Origin of the sequence: Variovorax sp. 54 (assembly GCF_002754375.1) — a bacterium.
Lineage (GTDB): Bacteria > Pseudomonadota > Gammaproteobacteria > Burkholderiales > Burkholderiaceae_C > Variovorax.
Window position 1 is genome coordinate 1,845,908 of record NZ_PEFF01000001.1, and the last position, 19,418, is coordinate 1,865,325.

Genomic DNA, 19,418 nt, shown 5'->3' on the forward strand with positions numbered 1-19,418 from the left:
GCCCCCGAAAGAAGAACCCACGATGAAACAACCCACATCCGTTGTGCAGGAGGTCATGTCATGGACATAAGCCGCCGGCAATTCTTCCGCGTGAGCAGCGCGGGCCTGATCGGCTCCAGCATCGTCGCGCTCGGCTTTTCGCCGACCGCCGCGCTGGCCGAGGCCCGCAACTTCAAGCTCGCGCGCACCACCGAGACCCGCAACACCTGCCCGTACTGCTCCGTGGGCTGCGGGCTCATCATGTACAGCCTGGGCGACAAGGCCAAGAACGTGGTGTCGGACATCCTGCACATCGAGGGCGATGCCGACCACCCCGTGAACCGCGGCACGCTGTGCCCCAAGGGCGCGGGCCTGCTCGACTTCGTGCACAGCCCGATGCGGCTGAAGTACCCGGAAGTGCGCGAGGCCGGCAGCACCGAGTGGAAGCGCATCGGCTGGAACGAAGCGCTCGACCGCATCGCCAAGCTGCTCAAGGCCGACCGCGACGCCAACTTCCAGACCGCCAACGCCGACGGCAAGACCGTCAACCGCTGGACCAGCACCGGCATGCTCTGCGCGTCGGCCTCGTCCAACGAAACCGGCTACATCACCCACAAGGCATTCCGCTCGACCGGAATGCTGGTCTTCGACAACCAGGCACGCGTTTGACACGGACCGACGGTGGCCAGTCTGGCCCCGACGTTCGGCAGAGGCGCAATGACCAACCATTGGCAGGACATCCAGAACGCGGATGTCGTGCTGATCATGGGCGGCAATGCCGCGGAGGCGCACCCGTGCGGCTTCAAGTGGGTCATCGAAGCCAAGAAACAGAACAAGGCCCGCCTGGTCGTGGTCGATCCGCGCTTCACGCGGTCGGCCGCCGTGGCCGACTACTACGCGCCGATCCGCGCGGGGTCGGACATCGCGTTCCTGGCGGGGGTCCTCAACTTTCTCCTGAGCAACGACAAGATCCAGACGGAGTACGTGCGCAACTACACCAACGCGCCGTTCATCGTCGGGCCTGACTACAAGTTCGAGGACGGCCTGTTCAGCGGCTACAACGCCGAGAAGCGCAACTACGACCCCAAGTCGTGGGCCTACGCGCTCGACGAGGCCGGCATGGCCAAGGTCGACATGACCATGCAGGACCCGCAGTGCGTGCTGCAGGTCATGAAGCGGCACTATTCGCGCTACACGCCCGAGCTGGTGAGCCGCATCACCGGCACGCCGCAGGACAAGTTCCTGAAGGTGTGCGAGTACATCGCGAGCACCAGCACCAGCGGCCGCACCATGACCATCATGTATGCGCTGGGGTGGACGCAGCACAGCCAGGGCTCGCAGATGATCCGCACCGGCGCGCTCGTGCAGTTGCTGCTGGGCAACATCGGCGTGCCGGGCGGCGGCATGAACGCGCTGCGCGGCCACAGCAACATCCAGGGTCTCACCGACCTGGGGCTGCTGTCGAACTCGCTGCCGGGCTACATGTCGCTGGCGCGCGACAGCGAGCAGACGCTGGAGGACTACTACAAGACCCGTGCCCTCAAGCCGCTGCGGCCCAACCAGATGAGCTACTGGCAGAACTACCCCAAGTTCTTCGTCAGCATGCAGAAGTCGTGGTGGGGCAACGCGGCCACGGCCGAGAACGAGTGGGCCTTTCACTACCTGCCCAAGATCGACAAGCTCTACGACATCCTGCAGGCCTTCGAGCTCATGAACCAGGGCAAGCTCAACGGCTACATCTGCCAGGGCTTCAACCCCGTGGGCTCGTTCCCCGACAAAAAGAAGATCATCGACGGGCTCTCCAAGCTCAAGTTCCTTGTCACCATCGATCCGCTGCAGACCGAAACGAGCGAGTTCTGGCGCAACTTCGGCGAGTTCAACGACGTCAAGACCACCGACATCCAGACCACGGTGTTCCGCCTGCCGTCGACCTGCTTCGCGGAAGAAGACGGCTCGCTCACCAACTCCAGCCGCTGGCTGCAGTGGCACTGGAAGGGCGCGGAGCCGCCGGGCGAGGCCAAGGGCGACATCGAGATCGTGGCCGGCATCTACAACCGCATCCGCCAGGCCTACATCAAGGACGGCGGTGCGTTCCCCGACCCGATCGTCAAGCTGACCTGGCCCTACAAGATTGCGCACTCGCCTTCGGCGCAAGAGCTGGCGATGGAATACAACGGCCGCGCGCTCACCGACCTGCTCGACCCGAAGGACCCGAGCAAGCCGCCGCTGGCCAAGGCCGGCGAACAGCTGGCGGGCTTCGGCCTGCTGCGCGACGACGGCTCCACCGCGAGCGGCTGCTGGATCTACGCTGGCGCCTGGACCCAGGCCGGCAACCAGATGGCGCGGCGCGACAACGCCGACCCGTACGGCATCGGCATGGTGCAGAACTGGGCCTGGGCCTGGCCGGCCAACCGGCGCATTCTGTACAACGGCGCCTCGACCGACCCGACCACCGGCAAGCCGTGGATCGCCCGACGCAACCTCGTGGCGTGGAACGGCAAGCAGTGGGCCGGCTCCGACGTGCCCGACATCCGCCCCGACGCCAACCCGATGGACGCCGACGCCGTGCGACCGTTCATCATGACGGCCGAAGGCGTCGCGCGGCTCTACGCGCCCACGGGCATGGCCGAAGGGCCGCTGCCCGAGCACTACGAGCCCTTCGAGTCGCCGCTGGTCAACAACCTGATGCACCCGAAGAACGACAAGGCGCGCGCCAATCCGGCGGCGCGCATCTTCAAGGGTGACCTCGAACGCCTGGGCACGCCGAAAGATTTTCCGTACGTGGCCACCAGCTACCGACTCACGGAGCACTTCCACTACTGGACCAAGAACGTGCGCACCTCGGCCATCATCCAGCCGCAGCAGTTCGTCGAGATCGGCGAAGAGCTCGCGAAGGAGAAGGGCATCGCCAACGGCGACATGGTGAAGGTGTCGAGCAAGCGCGGCTTCATCAAGGCCGTGGCGCTGGTCACCAAGCGCATCGTCGGGCTGCAGGTCGACGGCCGCACCGTGCACACGGTGGGACTGCCGAACCACTGGGGCTTCGTCGGCATCGCCAAGCCGGGCTACCTGGTGAACACGCTGACACCGTTCGTGGGCGATGCGAACACGCAGACGCCTGAGTACAAGTCGTTCACTGTGAACATCGAGAAGGCGTGAGATGAAGCGCACGCCCCTTCTCCATGACACGGCCCTGACTTGCCCCCTCTCCCGCGTGCGGGAGAGGGCCGGGGTGAGGGCCGACGGCGATGGAACCGCAGACAACACTTGCCAGGCTGCGGCCCTCACCCTAACCCTCTCCCGCACGCGGGAGAGGGGACAAGAAAAAGACCGGAGCCGCTGATGTCCTCCCTTCAAACCCTCGACATCCTCGCCCGCTCGGCCACCACCACGCCGTCGCCCGAGATCCGCAACCGCCCGCAGGTGCAGGAGGTTGCGAAGCTCATCGACGTGACGACCTGCATCGGCTGCAAGGCCTGCCAGGTCGCGTGCATGCAGTGGAACGACCTGCGCGACGACATCGGCACCACGCACGGCACCTACGACAACCCGAACGACCTCACGCCCGCCTCGTGGACCGTGATGCGTTTCTCGGAAGTCGAGCCCGAGGAAGGCAAGCTCGAGTGGCTGATCCGCAAGGACGGCTGCATGCACTGCGACGACCCGGGCTGCCTCAAGGCCTGCCCGGCGCCGGGCGCCATCGTCAAGTACGCCAACGGCATCGTCGACTTCATCAGCGAGCATTGCGTGGGCTGCGGCAACTGCGTCACCGGTTGCCCGTTCGACGTGCCGCGCATCAGCAAGGCCGACAACAAGGCCTACAAGTGCTCGCTGTGTTCCGACCGCGTGGGCGTGGGCCTGGAGCCGGCCTGCGTGAAGGCCTGCCCCACCGGCGCGCTGCACTTCGGCACCAAGGACGACATGCACGAGTACGCCGCGGAGCGCATCGTCGACCTGAAGGACCGCGGCTTTGCCAACGCCGGCGTGTACGACCCGGCCGGCGTGGGCGGCACGCACGTCATGTACGTGCTGCAGCACGCCGACCGCCCGGGCCTGTACGCCAACCTGCCTAAAAACCCGACCATCAGCCCGCTGGTGTCGCTGTGGAAGGGCGTGGCCAAGCCGCTGGCCATGGTCGCGATGATCGGTGCCGTGGTCGGCAGCTTCTTCCACTACATGAAGACCGGCCCCATCGAGCCCAAGGACGAGCACCCCGATGCCGACGCCGATGGCAAGCCCGATGACGTGGTGGTGATCGAGGCGCCGCCGGCCACGACGGCTGCGCCCCGCGCGACCGAAGCCCGAGGAGACACGCGATGACCCGCTACTACCTTCGCCGCTACCGCGACGCCACGCGTATGAACCACTGGTTCGTCGCGATCATGTTCTTCGCGGCCGCGCTCTCGGGCCTGGCCTTCTTCCACCCGAGCCTGTTCTTCCTGAGCACGCTGTTCGGCGGCGGGCAGTGGACGCGCATCCTGCATCCCTTCATGGGCCTTCTGATGGTGCTGGGCTTCGTGTTCCTGTTCGGCGCGATGTGGCGCGAGAACATCCTGGACAGCGGCGACCGCGAGTGGGTCAAGAACGCGCCGAAGATGCTCAAGGGCGACAAGTCGGGCATGCCACCCGTCGGCAAGTACAACGCCGGGCAGAAGCTGGTGTTCTGGGCCTTCGGCATCAGCCTCTTGCTGCTGCTGGTGACGGGCTTCATGTTCTGGAGTCCGTGGTTCGTCGGCTTCTTCCCGATCCTCTTGCGGCGCATCGCGGTGGTGGTGCATGCGGTCTCGGCGGTGGTGTTGATCCTGTCGGTCATCACGCACATCTATGCCGCGATCTGGGTCAAGGGCACGCTGCGCGCGATGACGCGGGGCACCGTCACCGAAGGATGGGCCAAGCTGAACCATCCTCTTTGGCATCGCAAAATGACGCGTGGTGAGTGATACTGCGCCGATGACGAGCCCCACCGGTACGCCGCCACCGATCCGCACCACGCGCGTCCTCGACCCCGAACAGATCGCGATGCAAGCCGGGCGGCAGATGCCGTTCCTGCGCCTGCCGGTGCGCGCCGCGGTGTTCTCCGACCGGCAATTGCGATTGCGCCAGCTCACGGCTTCGCACCCGATGCGCGAGTACCTGATCTTCATCGCCGACCTTGCGCAGGCGCAGCACCAGGTGCTGCAGGACTACCCGGCCGTCGCGCTCCCCGAATCCGAAGCGCTCGAGGCCGCCGCGAAAGTGCTCAAGCCGCCGATGCCCGCCTTCGGCTGGACGCGCGATGCGGTGTGGCGCGTGCAGCTGCGGCGCCTGCTCGGCCTCTTTCGCGCGCGCCTGCCCGAAGGCCCTGCACGCGACACGCTCGACCGCGTGGTGGCCGCCGACGACGCCTGGCTCGACCAGCAGGCCGACCTGCTCTCGCGCCGCATCATGTTCGGGCTCGACCTGGCCGCAGCGCCGCTGATCGCCTCTGGTCTCCAGGCCTACTGGACGCAGCTCGTGCTGCAGGTGGCCGATCGCAATGGCGAGAGCATTTTCGGCCGCACCGATCCCGGCAACGAATGCCCGTGCTGCGGCAGCGCGCCCACCGCGAGCATCACGCGCATCGGCGCCGACGAGGCGGGCTTTCGCTACCTGCACTGCTCGCTGTGCAGCACCGAGTGGCACTACGTGCGCATCAAGTGCACGCACTGCGAAAGCACCAAGGGCATCCATTTCGAATCGCTCACGCCGGAACCCGGCATCGAGCTGCCCGCGACCGGCGCACGCGAAGGCGCGGTGAAGGCCGAGTGCTGTGACAGCTGCGGCCACTACTTGAAGCAGATCGCGATGGAGCGAGACCCCGAGGTCGAGCCCGTCGCCGACGACCTCGCCAGCGTCACGCTCGACCTGCTGGTGTCCGAGGCCGGCCACCAGCGCAGCGGCCACAACCTGATGCTGCTGTTCGGCGACCCCGAAGAAATCCTCGACGACGGCGGAGGCGGCTGATGGCAGCGCCCGAAGAGTCCGTGGTCCACGGCTCGACGGCAAGGCCCCAGGATCTGCCTTCTGTCGATCAACTGCTGCGCGCCGATGCGCCGCGCGCCCTCTTGGCCGAACACGGCCGCACCCTCGTTGTCGGTGAAGCGCGCGCGCTGCTCGAAGGGCTTCGCGCGCGGGCCGTGGCCGGCACGCTCGCCGCGTCGGAAGTGCAGACCGAAGCGCTCGCCACTGCACTCACAGCTCGTGTCCAGGACCGCCTCGCACCGCGCATGCGCGCCGTGTTGAACCTCACCGGCACCGTCATCCACACCAACCTCGGCCGCGCGCTGCTGGCCGATGCCGCATTGCAGCGCCTGCTTGCGGTGATGACCTCGCCCAACAACCTCGAGTACGACCTCGCCACCGGCAGCCGCGGCGACCGCGATTCGCTGGTCGAGGAGCTGCTGTGCACCATCACCGGCGCCGAGGCCGCGACGGTGGTCAACAACAATGCGGCCGCGGTGCTGCTCACCATCGCGGCGCTCGCGCGCGAGCGCGAAGTGATCGTCTCGCGCGGCGAGCTGGTCGAGATCGGCGGCGCCTTCCGCATGCCTGATGTGATGGCCAGCGCCGGTGCGCGCATGGTCGAAGTGGGCACCACCAACCGCACGCATCCGCAGGACTACGAACGCGCCATCAACGCGCAGACCGCGCTCGTGATGAAGGTGCACACCAGCAACTACGCGGTGCAGGGCTTCACCGCCGCGGTCGACGAAGCCACGCTCGCCGGCATCGCGCATGCGCGCGGCGTACCGCTGGCCACGGATCTCGGCAGCGGGTCGCTCGTCGACCTCGCGCACTACGACCTGCCGCGCGAGCCGCTGCCGCAGGAAATGCTCGCGGCCGGCTGCGACGTGGTCACCTTCTCCGGCGACAAGCTGCTGGGCGGCCCGCAGGCCGGGCTCATCGTGGGCAGCAAGGAGGCCGTGGGCCGCATCCGCAAGTTCCCGATGAAGCGCGCGCTGCGCATGAGCAAGCTGCCGCTTGCGGCGCTCGAAGCGACGCTCTCGCTCTACCTGCGGCCCGAGCGCCTGGCGAAAGACCTGCCGACGCTGCGCCTGCTCACACGCCCCGCCGATGCGATCCGCGAGATGGCCGAGGCGCTCTTGCCTGCCGTTCAAGCTGCTGTGTCGCCGCGCTTCACCGTCGAGGTGGTGCCGCTGCTCGGCCAGATCGGCTCGGGCTCGCTGCCGGTCGAGCGTCTGCCTTCGGCCGGCCTCGCACTCGCACCGGCCGGCACCGCAAAGAAAGGCCTGGGCACGGCGCTCGACAAGCTCGCCACCGCCCTGCGCGGCCTGCCGCTACCGGTGATCGGCCGCATCGCGGAAGACCGCCTTCTTCTCGATCTGCGCTGCCTCGAAGACAGCGCCCCCTTCACGGCCCAGCTCGCCGAATTGCGCGAGCGGCTGGAGTAGCAGTCCCTTCCCTCAACCTCTACCCTCAGGAGAAAGCGATGAATCCCCTCGACGTGCTCGCCGGTATCGAAACGGAAACGCTGCAGCCCTTGGCCTTGCGCACCGACAGCGAGGCTCGCTTTCCGCGAGAGACGACCCAGGCGCTGGGCAAGGCGGGCCTGCTCGGGCTGATCTCGGCCACGTCGGTCGGCGGCCAGGGCCTGGGCTTGAAGGAAGCGGCGCAGGTGGTCTCGCGCATCGCGCAGACCTGCCCCTCCACCGCGATGGTGGTGTGCATGCACTACTGCGCCACCGCCGTGCTGGAACAACAGGGCCCCGAGGCCGTGCGCAAGGCCATCGCCCAAGGCAAGCACCTGGGCACCCTCGCTTTTTCCGAAGCCGATTCGCGCAGCCACTTCTGGGCGCCCACCGGCACCGCGCGCGCGGACGGCGCGAACGTGGTGCTCGATGCGCGCAAGAGCTGGGTCACCTCGGCCTTCGAGGCCGACAGCTATGTCTGGTCGAGCAAGCCGCTCGCAGCCGAAGGCGCGAGCACGCTGTGGCTGGTCGATGCGAAGTCCGATGGCCTCACTCAACCCGGCCGCTTCGACGGGCTGGGCCTGCGCGGCAATGCCTCAACGCCGATCACCGCGAAGGGCGTTCGCATCGGCGCCGACGCACGCCTGGGCGAAGACGGCAAGGGCTTCGACACGATGATGGGCGTGGTGCTGCCCTGGTTCTCGGCGCTCAGCGCGGCGTGTTCCGTCGGCCTCATGGAAGGCGCATTGAGCCGCGCCATCGGCCATGTGAGTCAGACGAAGCATGTGCACCTCGATTCGTCGCTGGCCGACCTGCCCACCATCCGCGCTTATCTCGCGCGCGCCCGCATCAAGACCGACATGGTGCAGACGCTGCTCGACGACACCGTGGCCGCCATCGGCGCGGGCCGCGCCGACACCATGCTGCGCGTGCTCGAAGTGAAAGCCGCAGCCGCCGAAACCGCGCTCGAAGTGACCGACATCGCCATGCGCGTGTGCGGCGGCGCGGCCTTCCGCAAGGAGGCCGGCATCGAGCGCCTGTTCCGCGATGCGCGCGCCTCGAGCGTGATGGCGCCCACCTCCGACGTGCTCTACGACTTCATCGGCAAGGCCATCACCGGCCTGCCCCTGTTCTGAAAGGCCCATCGCCATGTCCGAACCGGTATTGATCATGGGCGCAGTCGCCTACGCGCCCAAGGTCGTCACCATCTGGGAAGGCTTCAAGGCCTTCTTCATGAAGAACGGCCTGCCCTTCGACTACGTGCTGTATTCCAACTACGAAAGCCAGGTCGAGGCGCAGTTCGACGGCACGCTGCACCTGGCATGGAACTCGCCGCTGGCCTGGGTGCGCGCCGACCGCATCGCGCGCAGCCGCGGCCAGCAGGTGCAGGCCGTGGCGATGCGCGACACCGACTGCGACCTGCGCTCGGCCATCGTCGTGCGCGCCGACAGCCCGGTGCAGACGCTGGCCGACCTGCGCGGCAAGACGGTGGGCATGGGCGCGCTCGATTCGCCGCAGGCCACGCTGATTCCGCTCGACCACCTGCGCAGCGAAGGCTTGGTGACGGCACGCGACTTCCAGGCGCGCTACTTCGATGTGCTCGGCGGCAAGCACGGCGACCACATCGGCGGCGAGCGCGATGCGGCCGTGGCGCTGAGGGCGGGCGAAGTCGATGCCTGCTGCCTCATCGATGGCAACCACCTGGCCTTCGGCCTGGACGGCACGCTGCCTTCGGGCAGCACGCGCGTCATCGCGCGCACCGGCGCCTACGACCACTGCAACTTCACCACCAGCCCCGACGCGCCCGCCGAGCTGATCGAGCGCTTCGTCGCGCTGCTGATGGCGATGCGCTGGGACGACCCGCAGGTGCGCCCGCTGCTCGAACTCGAAGGCCTGCGCGAATGGCGTGCCGGCCGCACCAGCGGTTATGCGCTGCTCGAACGCGCGGTGGACGACGAGAACTTCTACAGCCGCGATGGCGCCATCCTCAACCCCGACTATCGATATTGAGTCGCTGGGCCTCGACCAGGGCGCCCTGCTGCTCATTCGCCGCGCGCTGGCCGAACGGCCGGTGGGGGGCGAGCTGCAGGTGCGTGGATGCTCGCCGGACTGGGAGATGCACCTCGAAGCCTGGTGCCGCAGCCAGGGGCATCCGCTGCGCTTCGACACCGTGGAGGGACGGCCGCAAGCCCGCATCACACGCGGCCCGCATGCCGAAGGCCGGTGGCGCGATGCGCAGGCGACCGGCACGGCGCTCGGCGACATCAACGGCGCGCCCGCCGACGACGCCGAAGCAGGCTGGGGGCTGGCCGCGCGCGGCGCCACGGTCGAGGCCGGCAGCCCGAATTTCTTCTTTGCGCTGCACCGCCGCCACGAGCTCTGGGCCGCGACGGCGGGCGAGCTCTACCGGCAGGCCGCGGCCGCCCAATGGGACCCGGCCACCGCCATCGAGTGGGATGCCGAGTTCGACCTGCCGCCCGCCATCGAAGCCGCCGTGATACAGGTGATGACGTACCTCATCGAGAACGAGAACGCCGCGCTGCTCGTGCCTGCGCGGCACCTCGGGCAGATCCACCCGCACTTTCGCGAGGTGCTGCAACTGCTGGCGCTGCAGTGCGCCGACGAGGCGCGGCATGTCGAGGTGTTCACGCGGCGCGCCACGCTGCGCGGCCACGAGCCTGCGCTGTCGACGGCCGGCGGGCAGGCGTCGCTGCGCACGCTGTTCGATGCACCGGATTTCTCGGTCGCCACCTTCCTGCTCGCCGTGCTGGGCGAGGGCAGCTTCGTGAACCTGCTGAACTTCCTGCAGGCGAACGCGCCCGACCCGGTAACGCGGCAGATCGCGCGGCTCACCGCGCGCGACGAGGCGCGGCACGTGGCCTTCGGCATGGCGCATCTGGAATACCGGCTCTCGGTGCAGCCCGACTACCAGGCCACGTTGCGCAACGCGATCGAGGTGCGCTACGACGCGCTCGCCAGCACCGCGGGGCTCAACGAGGAAGTGTTCGATGCGCTGGTGCTGCTGGCGGCCGGCGAGTTGTCGCCAGGCGCCGTCGCGCGCGGCCACGCGGCCGTGCAGCAGCTGCAGCGCGACATGGCCGCGGGCCGGCGTGCGCGCCTCGCGCGGCTGGGCTTCGGGCGCGACGAGGCGGAGCGGCTTTCCGCGCTGCACACGCGCAACTTCATGTGACGAGAACGACACGATGATCATCGGCACCGCCGGCCACATCGACCACGGCAAGACCACGCTGGTGCGCGCGCTCACGGGCGTCGACACCGACCGCCTGCCCGAGGAGAAACGGCGCGGCATCTCCATCGAGCTGGGCTACGCCTACCTGCACGCGCCCGACGGCGTATCGCTGGGCTTCGTCGACGTGCCGGGCCACGAGCGCCTGCTGCACACCATGCTGGCCGGCGCCACCGGCATCGACCACGCGCTGCTGGTGGTGGCAGCCGACGACGGCGTGATGCCGCAGACGCGCGAGCACCTCGCCGTGGTCGCGCTGCTCGGCGTGCGCGAGGCCACGGTGGCGCTCACCAAGACCGACCGGCTCGATGCCGCCACGCGCGATGCACGGCTGGCCGAGGTGCGCGCCGAGATCGCTGCGCTGCTCGCGCCCACGCCCTTCGCGCAGGCGCCGGTGTTCCCGGTGGCCGCGACCACCGGCGAGGGCATCGACGCGCTGCGCGAACGGCTGCTGGCCGTGGCGCGCGGCAACCCGACGCGCGCCGACGACCTCGCGTTCCGGCTCGCGGCCGATCGCGCCTTCACGCTGTCCGGTGTCGGCACCGTGGTGACCGGCACGGTCCACAGCGGCACGGTGCGCATCGGCGACGAACTGACGCTCGCGCCGCGTGCGCGCCCGGTGCGCGTGCGCGGCATCCACGCGCAGAACCGGGCCGCCGAGACGGCGCATGCGGGCCAGCGCTGCGCGCTCGCATTGGCCGGGCTCGCGAAGGACGAGGTGCACCGCGGCGACTGGGTCTGCGCGCCCGCCATCGCGCTGGCCACCGCGCGCATCGACGTACTGCTCACGCTGTCGCCCGACGAGGCGCGCGCCCTGCGCTCGGGCGCCACGGTGCACGCACACTTGGGCGCCAGCGACGTGATGGCCTCGGTCGCGCTGCTCGACCGCGAGGCACTGGCACCGGGCGAGACGGCGCTGGCGCAGTTGGTGCTGCGCGAACCGGTCGGCGCCTGGCACGGCGATCGCGGCGTGCTGCGCGACGCGTCGGCCAGCCGCACCGTGGCCGGCGTGCGCGTGCTCGACCCCTTCGCGCCGGTGCGCTACCGGCGCACGCCCGAACGGCTGCGCACGCTCGCGGCCTGGGCCGTCGACGAGCGCGATGCCTGCGTCGCCGCACTGCTGCACCACGCGCCGCTCGGCCTCGACACCGCGCGCCTCGCGCAAGCGCTCTCGCTGCCCGGCGAGGCCGCCCTGCCGCTGCCCGCCGATGCAGTGCGCATCGGCGCGACCGCCATCGCGCAGTCGCACCTCGACACGCTGCAGACACAGATCGTCGACCGCCTTTCTGACTTTCACCGCGACGCGCCCGACGAGGTCGGCCCCGATGCGCGACGCCTCAAGCGGCTGGTCGCCCCGCGCACCGACGACGCGCTGTGGCGCCATGCGATCGACGCGCTGCTGGCGCGTGCGGCGCTCGCGCGCAGCGGCACCTGGCTGCACCTGCCCGACCATGCGGCGCGGCTCGGCGAGGCCGAACAGAAGCTCGCGCAGAAGCTGCTGCCCATGCTGGCCGACGGTGGCTTCGACCCGCCGTGGGTGCGCGACCTCGCGAAAGATTGCGCCGTGGGCGAGCCGCTGGTGCGCCAGACGCTCGCGAGCCTCGCGCGGCGCGGCGAGACCTTCCAGGTGGTGAAAGACTTGTACTATCCGCTCGCGACCGTCGAACGGCTGGCCGCGCTCGCGCGCGACTGCCTCGACGGGCCCGAAGGCCTGCAGGCCGCGAGCTTTCGCGACGCCACCGGCCTGGGCCGCAAGCGCGCGATCCAGCTGCTGGAATTTTTCGACCGCGTGGGTTTCACGCGGCGGGTGAAGGACGCGCACTTGCTGCGCCCCGACACCCCGTTGTTCGACGCGATGCAGCGATGACAGGGTCATCGCAAGCACCGTGGTTCATGGGGGGGAATCGTCCCTGGTGGGGCGGCTGGGCTTCAAACCCAGTGGGTGGCGCCAGTCGTCGCCGGGAGGGTTCGACTCCCTCTCCCTTCCGCCCGCTTCTGCTGTCTTGCGCCTTCCCCTTTCGGGGGAAGGTTGGGATGGGGGCATGCGGCGTTCGCATGATGGCTGTGCCTGATCGATCGCCGCGTGCCCCCACCCCTGCCCTCCCCCAGCGGGGGAGGGAGAAACACGCGGGCCTACGGCAGCACGACGAGGCCCGGCGCACCGGCCTCGACGCGGCCAATCACCGCGGCCTGCCCGAAGCCCTCCTGCCGGAAGATTTCGAGCACTGCCTCGGCCACCTCAGGCGCGCAGCTCACGAGCAAGCCACCCGAAGTCTGCGGATCAGTCACCAGCGCCTGCGCGGTGGCCGGCAGCCCTTCGTGCAATTGCACATCGCCGCCATACCCCGCCCAGTTGCGCCCCGACGCACCCGTGACCAGCCCGCCGGCCGCCATCGCGATCACGTTGTCGAGCAACGGCACGCGCGACCACTCGACCACCGCCGTGAGCCCCGCGCCGCGCGCGAGTTCGAGCGTGTGACCGGCCAGACCGAAGCCGGTGACGTCGGTCAGCGCATGCACGCCGTCGAGCGCCGAGAGCGCGATGCCGGGCGTGTTGAGCTTGGTGGTGTTCTCGATGAGCTGGCGGTAGCCGGCCTCGGACAGCTGCTGCTTCTTGAGCGCCGCCGACAGCACGCCCACGCCCAGCGGCTTGCCGAGCACCAGCACGTCGCCGGCCTGCGCGTCGGCGTTACGCCGCACGCGCTTGGGGTGCACCAGCCCCATCGCGACCAGCCCGTAGATCGGCTCGACCGAATCGATGGTGTGGCCGCCCGCAATGGGAATGCCGGCCGCGCGGCACACGTCCTGCCCGCCGCGCACGATCTCGGCGATGACTTCCACTGGCAGCTGGTTGATCGGCATGGCGACCAGCGCCAGCGCCATGATCGGGCGTCCGCCCATCGCATACACGTCGCTGATCGCGTTGGTCGCGGCGATGCGGCCGAACTCGTAGGGGTCGTCCACGATGGGCATGAAGAAGTCGGTGGTGGCGATCAGCGCCTGCTCGTCGTTGAGCCGGTAGACTGCCGCGTCGTCGGCGGTCTCGATGCCGACCATGAGTTCGGGCGGAATCAGCCCGCCCGCATGGTTCTTGAGGATCTGCGACAGCACGCCCGGCGCAATCTTGCAGCCGCAGCCGCCCCCATGCGAGAAGCTGGTGAGCCGCAGCGGCGCCAACGGATTCAGGAGCTTGGAAGGTGCGGCTTCGATCATGGCGGCGGTTCGGTCGAATGGAACAAGCCGCAATTATCGAAGCCCGCGCCGCCGTCTGCCCGCGCGCCTGAACACACCCTTTTCTTTCTCCACTGAACGCTTCATCACATCATGCAAACGAAACAAACCGTGTCCCGGCTCGCGATCGCGCTGGCCCTGTCCCTCACCGCCGTGGGCGCCTTCGCCCAGGGCGTGCTGCGCGTGTCGGCCATTCCCGACGAGGCGCCCACCGAGCTGCAGCGCAAGTTCACGCCGCTGGGCGACTACCTGAAGAAGGAAACCGGCATGGACGTGCAGTTCACGCCCGTGACCGACTACGCCGCCGTGGTCGAGGGCCTGGCGACGAACAAGATCGACATGGCCTGGCTCGGCGGCTTCACCTTCGTGCAGGCGCGCATCCGCACCAACGGCGGTGCGGTGCCGATCGTGCAGCGCGCGGAAGACGAGGTGTTCACCAGCAAGTTCATCGTGCCGATCGACAGCCCTGCCAAGACCCTGGCCGACCTGAAGGGCAAGACCTTCGCCTTCGGCGCGCCCTCGTCCACCTCGGGCAGCCTGATGCCGCGCTACTTTTTGCTGCAGGCCGGCATCAACCCCGAGAAGGACTTCAAGACCGTCGCGTTCTCGGGCGCACACGACGCCACCGTGGCCTTCGTGGCCGCCTCGCGTGCCGAAGCCGGCGTGCTCAACGCGTCGGTGTGGGACAAGCTGGTCGAGTCGAAGAACCCCAACGCCGCCAAGGTGCGCGTGCTCGCGACCACGCCGACCTACTACGACTACAACTGGACGGTGCGCCCGGGCATGGACGCGGCACTGCAGAAGAAGCTGACCGACGCCTTCCTGAAGCTCGACCCGGCCAACCCGGCGCACAAGGAGATCATGGCGCTGCAGCGCGCGAGCAAGTTCATCCCCACCAAGTCGTCGAACTACGACGGCATCGAGACGGCGGGCAAGTCGGCAGGCCTGATCAAGTGACTTTGATGCGTGTGGGGGGTTCACCCTCACCCCAACCCTCTCCCGCCAGCGGGAGAGGGGGCCAACAGCCGGGCCCCGCTTTGCTCCCTCTCCCGCTGGCGGGAGAGGGCCGGGGTGAGGGAACGGCGCCCGAAAGACCTGCAGCGTGAGCTTCTCCCTCGAAGCCATCGGCGTCGTCCACCCCAACGGCCAGCGCGCGCTGTCCGGCGTGACGCTGGCCGCGCACAACGGCGAGCGCATCGCCGTCATCGGGCCTTCGGGCGCGGGCAAGACCACGCTGCTGCGTGTGCTCGGCGCGGCGCTGCGGCCCGGCGAGGGCGAGGTGCAGGCGCTGGGCCAGCACCCGTGGCGGTTGTCGGCGCGTGCGCTCAAGCAGCTGCGCGCGCGCATCGGCACCGTGCACCAGGCGCCGCCGATCGCGCCACGCCTGCGCGTGGTCACGGCCGTGCTCGCGGGCCGGCTCGGCCAGTGGTCGGTGCCGCGCGCGCTGGGTTCGCTTTTCTATCCGTCCGACATCGCAGGCGCGCACGAGGCGCTGACCCGGCTCGCGCTCGAAGACCGGCTGTTCGACCGCTGCGACCGCCTCTCGGGCGGCCAGCTGCAGCGCGTGGGCATCGCGCGCGTGCTGTACCAGCGCCCCGCGCTGCTGCTGGCGGACGAGCCGGTGTCGGCGCTCGACCCCACGCTGTCGCACGCGGCCGTGGGCCAGCTGGTCGCACAGAGCGAATCGACCGGCGCCACGCTGGTCGCGTCGCTGCACGCAGTCGATCTGGCGCTGCGCTGGTTTCCACGCATCGTGGGCATGCGCGACGGGCAGGTCGCCTTCGACCTGCCGGCCGCCGAGGTGACGCCGGCGCTGCTCGAGGCGCTCTATGCGAGCGAAGGCGGCGTGGCGACGCAGGGGCCGCTGCCGGTCGGCACCGCCGAGCCCGCCTTCCATAGGCCGGACTGCCCGTGATGGCGACGACGACGCTTTCTTCTCCCGCCCTGCGCGATCCGCAGGCGGGCCGCCGCCTGGCCGGCTGGCTTGCGGCGCTGGTCGTCGCATGGCCGATGCTGGCGCTCTCCGAATTCAAGCCGTGGGCGCTGTTCGGCAGCGGCAACCTTGCGGTGATCGGCGGTTTTCTCGCAGGCTTCTTTCCGCCCGACAGCTCGCCAGCTTTTCTCGCGCTGCTCGCCAAGGCCACGCTCGAGACGCTGGCCATGGCCACGGCCGGCACCGCCATGGCGCTGCTGATCGGCGCGCCGCTGGGCTTCGTGACCACGCGCGCGCTCTCCATCTCGCGCATCGGACCCGGCCCTGGCCGGCTGCAGGCCGGCATCGTCCGCCAGGCAGCGCGCTGGCTGCTGATGGTGCTGCGCGCCATTCCCGAGATCGTGTGGGCGCTGCTGTTCGTGCGCGCGCTCGGGCTCGGCCCCGCGGCCGGCGTGCTGGCGCTGGCCATCACCTACGGCGGCATGCTCGGCAAGGTCTACGCCGAAATCCTCGAATCGACCGACACGCGCCCCGCGCGCGCGCTGCTCGAAAGCGGCAGCGGCCGGCTCGCGGCGCTGTGCTATGGCCTGCTGCCGCACACGGCGCAGGAGCTGGCCTCGTACACCGTGTACCGCTGGGAATGCGCGGTGCGCGCCTCGGTGGTGATGGGTTTCGTGGGCGCAGGCGGCCTCGGGCAGCTGATGGACCAGTCGATGAAGATGCTCAACGGCGGCGAAGCCAGCAGCATCCTGCTCGTGTTCCTCGCGCTCGTGCTGCTGGCCGACATGCTCAGCAACGCGCTGCGAAAGCTCCTGGCATGACGACGCTGCCGCCACGCCCTCCTCTGTGCCTGCGCTGCTGGCTCGCAGTGGCGCTGATCGCCGCCGCGGTGGTCGCGAGCTTCGTCTACCTGGGCATCGACTACGGCGCGCTGGGCTCGGCCGAATCGCTCCGGCTGATGGGCAAGTTCATCGCGGAGTTCTTCCCGCCCGACGTATCGCCAGACTTCCTCGCCAAGGTCGGCCACGGCGCGCTGCAGACGCTGGCCGTGTCGGCGCTGGGCACTGTGCTGGCCGCCGTAGCCGGTGCCGTGCTCGCGCTGCCGGCCTCGGGCCGCACCGGCGCGCCGCTGCGCCATGGCGCGCGCTTCGTGCTCAACTTCTTGCGCAGCGTGCCCGAGCTGGTGTGGGCCGCGCTCATGGTGCTGGCCGCCGGCATCGGGCCGTTCGCGGGCGCGCTGGCATTGGCGCTGCACACCACGGGCGTGCTCGGCCGTCTCTTTGCCGAGGCGCTGGAGAACGCACCGCGCGAGCCCGAGCAGGCCTTGGCGCTATCCGGCGCCGGCCCGGTCGCCGCCTTCAGCTACGCCAGCCTGCCGATCGTGCTGCCGCAGTGGGTGGCCTACACGCTCTACCGCTGGGAAATGAACATCCGCATGGCGGCCGTGCTGGGCTTTGTCGGCGGCGGCGGGCTGGGGCAGCTGCTGTACTTCCACCTGTCGATCTTCCAGCAGCAGCAGGCGATGACGGTGCTGATCGCGATGTTCGTTCTGGTCACCTTTGTCGACTTGGCGAGTGCTCGCTTGCGCAGAGGCCTCGGCCCCGCCTACGCCTGAGCCCTGCGGCGACAATCGGGGGATGAGGTCCCTCCCGCCATGAGTCATCGCCAGCCCGTTCGGGTGGCCGATCGCCACGCCTTCGATTCGATCATCGACGCCCGCTCGCCGGCCGAGTTCGCGCTCGACCACATCCCCGGCGCCATCAACTGCCCGGTGCTCAACGACGAGGAGCGCCACATCGTCGGCACCGTCTACGTGCAGACCGGCGCCTTCGAGGCACGCCGCATCGGCGGCGCGATGGTGGCGGCCAACATCGCGACGCATCTGCGCGACACGCTCGCCGACCGGCCCGAGAAGTGGAAGCCGCTGGTCTACTGCTGGCGCGGCGGCATGCGCAGCGGCTCGATGGTCACGTGGCTGCGGCTCGTGGGCTGGGACGCGCAGCAACTCGCGGGCGGCTACAAGAGCTTTCGCCGGCACGTGATCTCGCAGATCGATGCGCTGACGCCGCAGCTCGACCTGCGCGTGGTCTGCGGTGCCACCGGCAGCGCCAAGACGCGCGTGCTGCACGCGCTGGCCGAGCGCGGCGCGCAGGTGCTCGACCTGGAAGACTTCGCCAACCACAAGGGCTCGCTGCTCGGCGCGCTGCCGGGCGTGCCGCAGCCTTCGCAAAAGCACTTCGAGACGCGCATCGCGACCGTGCTCGAAGCCATCGACCTCTCGCGCCCGCTGTATGTCGAGGGCGAGAGCGTGCGCATCGGGCGGCTGTCGCTGCCGCTGGCGCTGGTGGCGCAGATGCGCGCCGCGCCGTGCATCGAGGTGGCCGCCACGCCCGAGGCGCGCCTGAGCTACCTGCTGCGCGACTACGCCTACCTGGGCGACGACCGCGCGGCGCTCGCCGAAAAGATGGGCGTGCTGAAGGAAATGCAGGGCAAGGAAACGGTGACGCGCTGGCAGCAGTGGGCGCACGACGCCGACCTGCCGCACCTGTTCGCCGAACTCATGTCGCTGCACTACGACCCGCACTACGAGAAGTCGCAGGAGACGCACTTTCGCGCGTGGGCCAGGCGCCAGCGCGTGGCGGCGTCCGACCTGTCGGATCAGGGCATCGAGGCCGTGGCCGACGCGGTGCTGGCGCTCGCCAATCCACCCGTCGCACCCAGCCCGTCGGCATAGAGCACGCCGCGCGGCGCGCGGCACAGCCCCCAGAAACGCAGGCCGCTGAGCTCGGCCATGCGCACGCCCATCGCGGTCGGCGCCGAGATGGTCGCCATCGCCGCGATGCCCAGGCGCGCGCACTTGCGCACCAGCTCGTGGCTGCCGCGGCTGGACATCAGCACGAAGCCCGGCTCCTGCAGCCGATTCGCACGCGCGAGCTTCCCGAGCAGCTTGTCGAGCGCGTTGTGGCGGCCGACGTCTTCCATCAGGTCGGTGAGTTCGCCGTCGACCGTGGCCCAGCCCGCGGCGTGAATCGCGCCGGCTTCGGCATTGAGCACCTGGCGCGGCGACATGGCCGCGAAGGCGCGCAGCACGGTGGCCAGGTCGATGCGTTCGATCCAGTCGCGCGGCGGCACGCGCTGCGGCGACAGGTCGAGCCCCGCGAAGCTTTCGACGCCGCACACGCCACAGCCCGTACGGCCCGCGAGGCTGCGGCGCCGGTCCTTCAGGCGCTCGAAGCTGCGCGTGGCAATGTCGAGCTGCACCTCGATGCCGGGCATGCCCTCGGGCAGGCCGGCGTCGGAAGCATCGACCACCTGCACGTCGATGCCGCGGCAATCGGCGGCGCTGTCGAGGATGCCTTCGCTCAGCGCAAAGCCGAGCGCGAAGGCTTCCAGGTCTTGCGGCGTGGCCATCATCACCGCGTGCGAGACGCCGTTGAACACCAGCGCCACCGGCACCTCGGCGGCCAGCGTGTCGTCGCGCACCACGCCCTCGGGCGCAAGGCCGCGCTCGCCGAAGACGTGCACGGCATGCCGCGCGAGCGGCGGCAGGGAGTCAGGTTCGGGGGTGTTTTCCATGGCC

16 protein-coding genes and 1 tRNA gene are annotated in these 19,418 nt (G+C 69.5%); 15 read left to right on the forward strand and 2 right to left on the reverse strand.

Annotated features, from left to right (window positions below; all coding sequences use genetic code 11):
• Nucleotides 1-60 precede the first annotated feature (60 nt).
• The 10 genes from fdnG to CLU95_RS08395 all read left to right on the forward strand — a co-directional run bounded on the left by fdnG (nucleotide 61) and on the right by CLU95_RS08395 (nucleotide 12,662).
• Nucleotides 61-3,138, forward strand: a complete 3,078-nt coding sequence (gene fdnG / locus CLU95_RS08345; RefSeq protein ID WP_143605980.1) for a formate dehydrogenase-N subunit alpha — start codon at nucleotides 61-63, stop codon at nucleotides 3,136-3,138.
• Nucleotides 3,139-3,321: 183 nt separating this feature from the next.
• Nucleotides 3,322-4,299, forward strand: coding sequence for a formate dehydrogenase subunit beta (fdxH, locus tag CLU95_RS08355; RefSeq protein ID WP_099792146.1), 978 nt, complete (start codon nucleotides 3,322-3,324; stop codon nucleotides 4,297-4,299).
• Nucleotides 4,296-4,919 carry a formate dehydrogenase subunit gamma gene (locus CLU95_RS08360; RefSeq protein WP_099792148.1) on the forward strand — a complete coding sequence of 208 codons (624 nt, stop codon included), beginning with the start codon at nucleotides 4,296-4,298 and terminating at the stop codon, nucleotides 4,917-4,919. The genes fdxH and CLU95_RS08360 overlap by 4 nt, the downstream gene beginning before the upstream one ends.
• A 10-nt stretch (nucleotides 4,920-4,929) precedes the next feature.
• Nucleotides 4,930-5,961: a formate dehydrogenase accessory protein FdhE gene (gene fdhE, locus CLU95_RS08365; RefSeq protein ID WP_099792150.1), complete on the forward strand. Its 1,032-nt coding sequence runs from the start codon at nucleotides 4,930-4,932 to the stop codon at nucleotides 5,959-5,961.
• The gene (selA, locus tag CLU95_RS08370; protein ID WP_099792151.1) at nucleotides 5,961-7,409 is read left to right on the forward strand and encodes an L-seryl-tRNA(Sec) selenium transferase; all 1,449 of its coding nucleotides are present in this window, start codon (nucleotides 5,961-5,963) and stop codon (nucleotides 7,407-7,409) included. The genes fdhE and selA overlap by 1 nt, the downstream gene beginning before the upstream one ends.
• 38 nt (nucleotides 7,410-7,447) lie before the next feature.
• Nucleotides 7,448-8,563: an acyl-CoA dehydrogenase family protein gene (locus CLU95_RS08375; RefSeq protein ID WP_099792153.1), complete on the forward strand. Its 1,116-nt coding sequence runs from the start codon at nucleotides 7,448-7,450 to the stop codon at nucleotides 8,561-8,563.
• Between the two features lie 13 nt (nucleotides 8,564-8,576).
• Nucleotides 8,577-9,437, forward strand: coding sequence for a phosphate/phosphite/phosphonate ABC transporter substrate-binding protein (locus CLU95_RS08380; protein WP_099792155.1), 861 nt, complete (start codon nucleotides 8,577-8,579; stop codon nucleotides 9,435-9,437).
• The gene (locus CLU95_RS08385) at nucleotides 9,403-10,617 is read left to right on the forward strand and encodes a ferritin-like domain-containing protein (protein ID WP_099792157.1); all 1,215 of its coding nucleotides are present in this window, start codon (nucleotides 9,403-9,405) and stop codon (nucleotides 10,615-10,617) included. Before CLU95_RS08380 ends, CLU95_RS08385 begins: the two co-directional genes overlap by 35 nt.
• A gap of 13 nt (nucleotides 10,618-10,630) precedes the next feature.
• Nucleotides 10,631-12,541 carry a selenocysteine-specific translation elongation factor gene (gene selB / locus CLU95_RS08390; protein WP_099792159.1) on the forward strand — a complete coding sequence of 637 codons (1,911 nt, stop codon included), beginning with the start codon at nucleotides 10,631-10,633 and terminating at the stop codon, nucleotides 12,539-12,541.
• A 28-nt stretch (nucleotides 12,542-12,569) separates the two neighbouring features.
• Nucleotides 12,570-12,662: transfer RNA gene (locus CLU95_RS08395), tRNA-Sec, on the forward strand.
• A gap of 145 nt (nucleotides 12,663-12,807) precedes the next feature.
• Here CLU95_RS08395 and selD read toward each other — a convergent pair.
• Nucleotides 12,808-13,887 carry a selenide, water dikinase SelD gene (gene selD / locus CLU95_RS08400; protein WP_099792161.1) on the reverse strand — a complete coding sequence of 360 codons (1,080 nt, stop codon included), beginning with the start codon at nucleotides 13,885-13,887 and terminating at the stop codon, nucleotides 12,808-12,810.
• A 111-nt stretch (nucleotides 13,888-13,998) separates the two neighbouring features.
• Between selD and CLU95_RS08405 the strand changes: the two genes are divergently transcribed.
• The 5 genes from CLU95_RS08405 (at nucleotide 13,999) to mnmH (ending at nucleotide 18,572) form a co-directional block, all read left to right on the forward strand.
• A complete protein-coding gene (locus CLU95_RS08405; RefSeq protein ID WP_099792163.1) occupies nucleotides 13,999-14,862 on the forward strand; it encodes a putative selenate ABC transporter substrate-binding protein in 864 nt (287 codons plus the stop codon).
• A 145-nt stretch (nucleotides 14,863-15,007) separates the two neighbouring features.
• Nucleotides 15,008-15,820, forward strand: a complete 813-nt coding sequence (locus CLU95_RS08410) for a phosphonate ABC transporter ATP-binding protein (RefSeq protein ID WP_099792165.1) — start codon at nucleotides 15,008-15,010, stop codon at nucleotides 15,818-15,820.
• Nucleotides 15,820-16,659, forward strand: a complete 840-nt coding sequence (locus CLU95_RS08415) for a PhnE/PtxC family ABC transporter permease (protein ID WP_099792167.1) — start codon at nucleotides 15,820-15,822, stop codon at nucleotides 16,657-16,659. The genes CLU95_RS08410 and CLU95_RS08415 overlap by 1 nt, the downstream gene beginning before the upstream one ends.
• The gene (phnE, locus tag CLU95_RS08420; RefSeq protein WP_099792169.1) at nucleotides 16,656-17,453 is read left to right on the forward strand and encodes a phosphonate ABC transporter, permease protein PhnE; all 798 of its coding nucleotides are present in this window, start codon (nucleotides 16,656-16,658) and stop codon (nucleotides 17,451-17,453) included. The genes CLU95_RS08415 and phnE overlap by 4 nt, the downstream gene beginning before the upstream one ends.
• Nucleotides 17,454-17,492: 39 nt before the next feature.
• Nucleotides 17,493-18,572 carry a tRNA 2-selenouridine(34) synthase MnmH gene (gene mnmH / locus CLU95_RS08425; RefSeq protein WP_099792171.1) on the forward strand — a complete coding sequence of 360 codons (1,080 nt, stop codon included), beginning with the start codon at nucleotides 17,493-17,495 and terminating at the stop codon, nucleotides 18,570-18,572.
• Here the strand turns inward: mnmH and fdhD are convergent.
• Nucleotides 18,497-19,414: a formate dehydrogenase accessory sulfurtransferase FdhD gene (fdhD, locus tag CLU95_RS08430; RefSeq protein ID WP_257214563.1), complete on the reverse strand. Its 918-nt coding sequence runs from the start codon at nucleotides 19,412-19,414 to the stop codon at nucleotides 18,497-18,499. The genes mnmH and fdhD overlap by 76 nt on opposite strands.
• Nucleotides 19,415-19,418 lie beyond the last annotated feature (4 nt).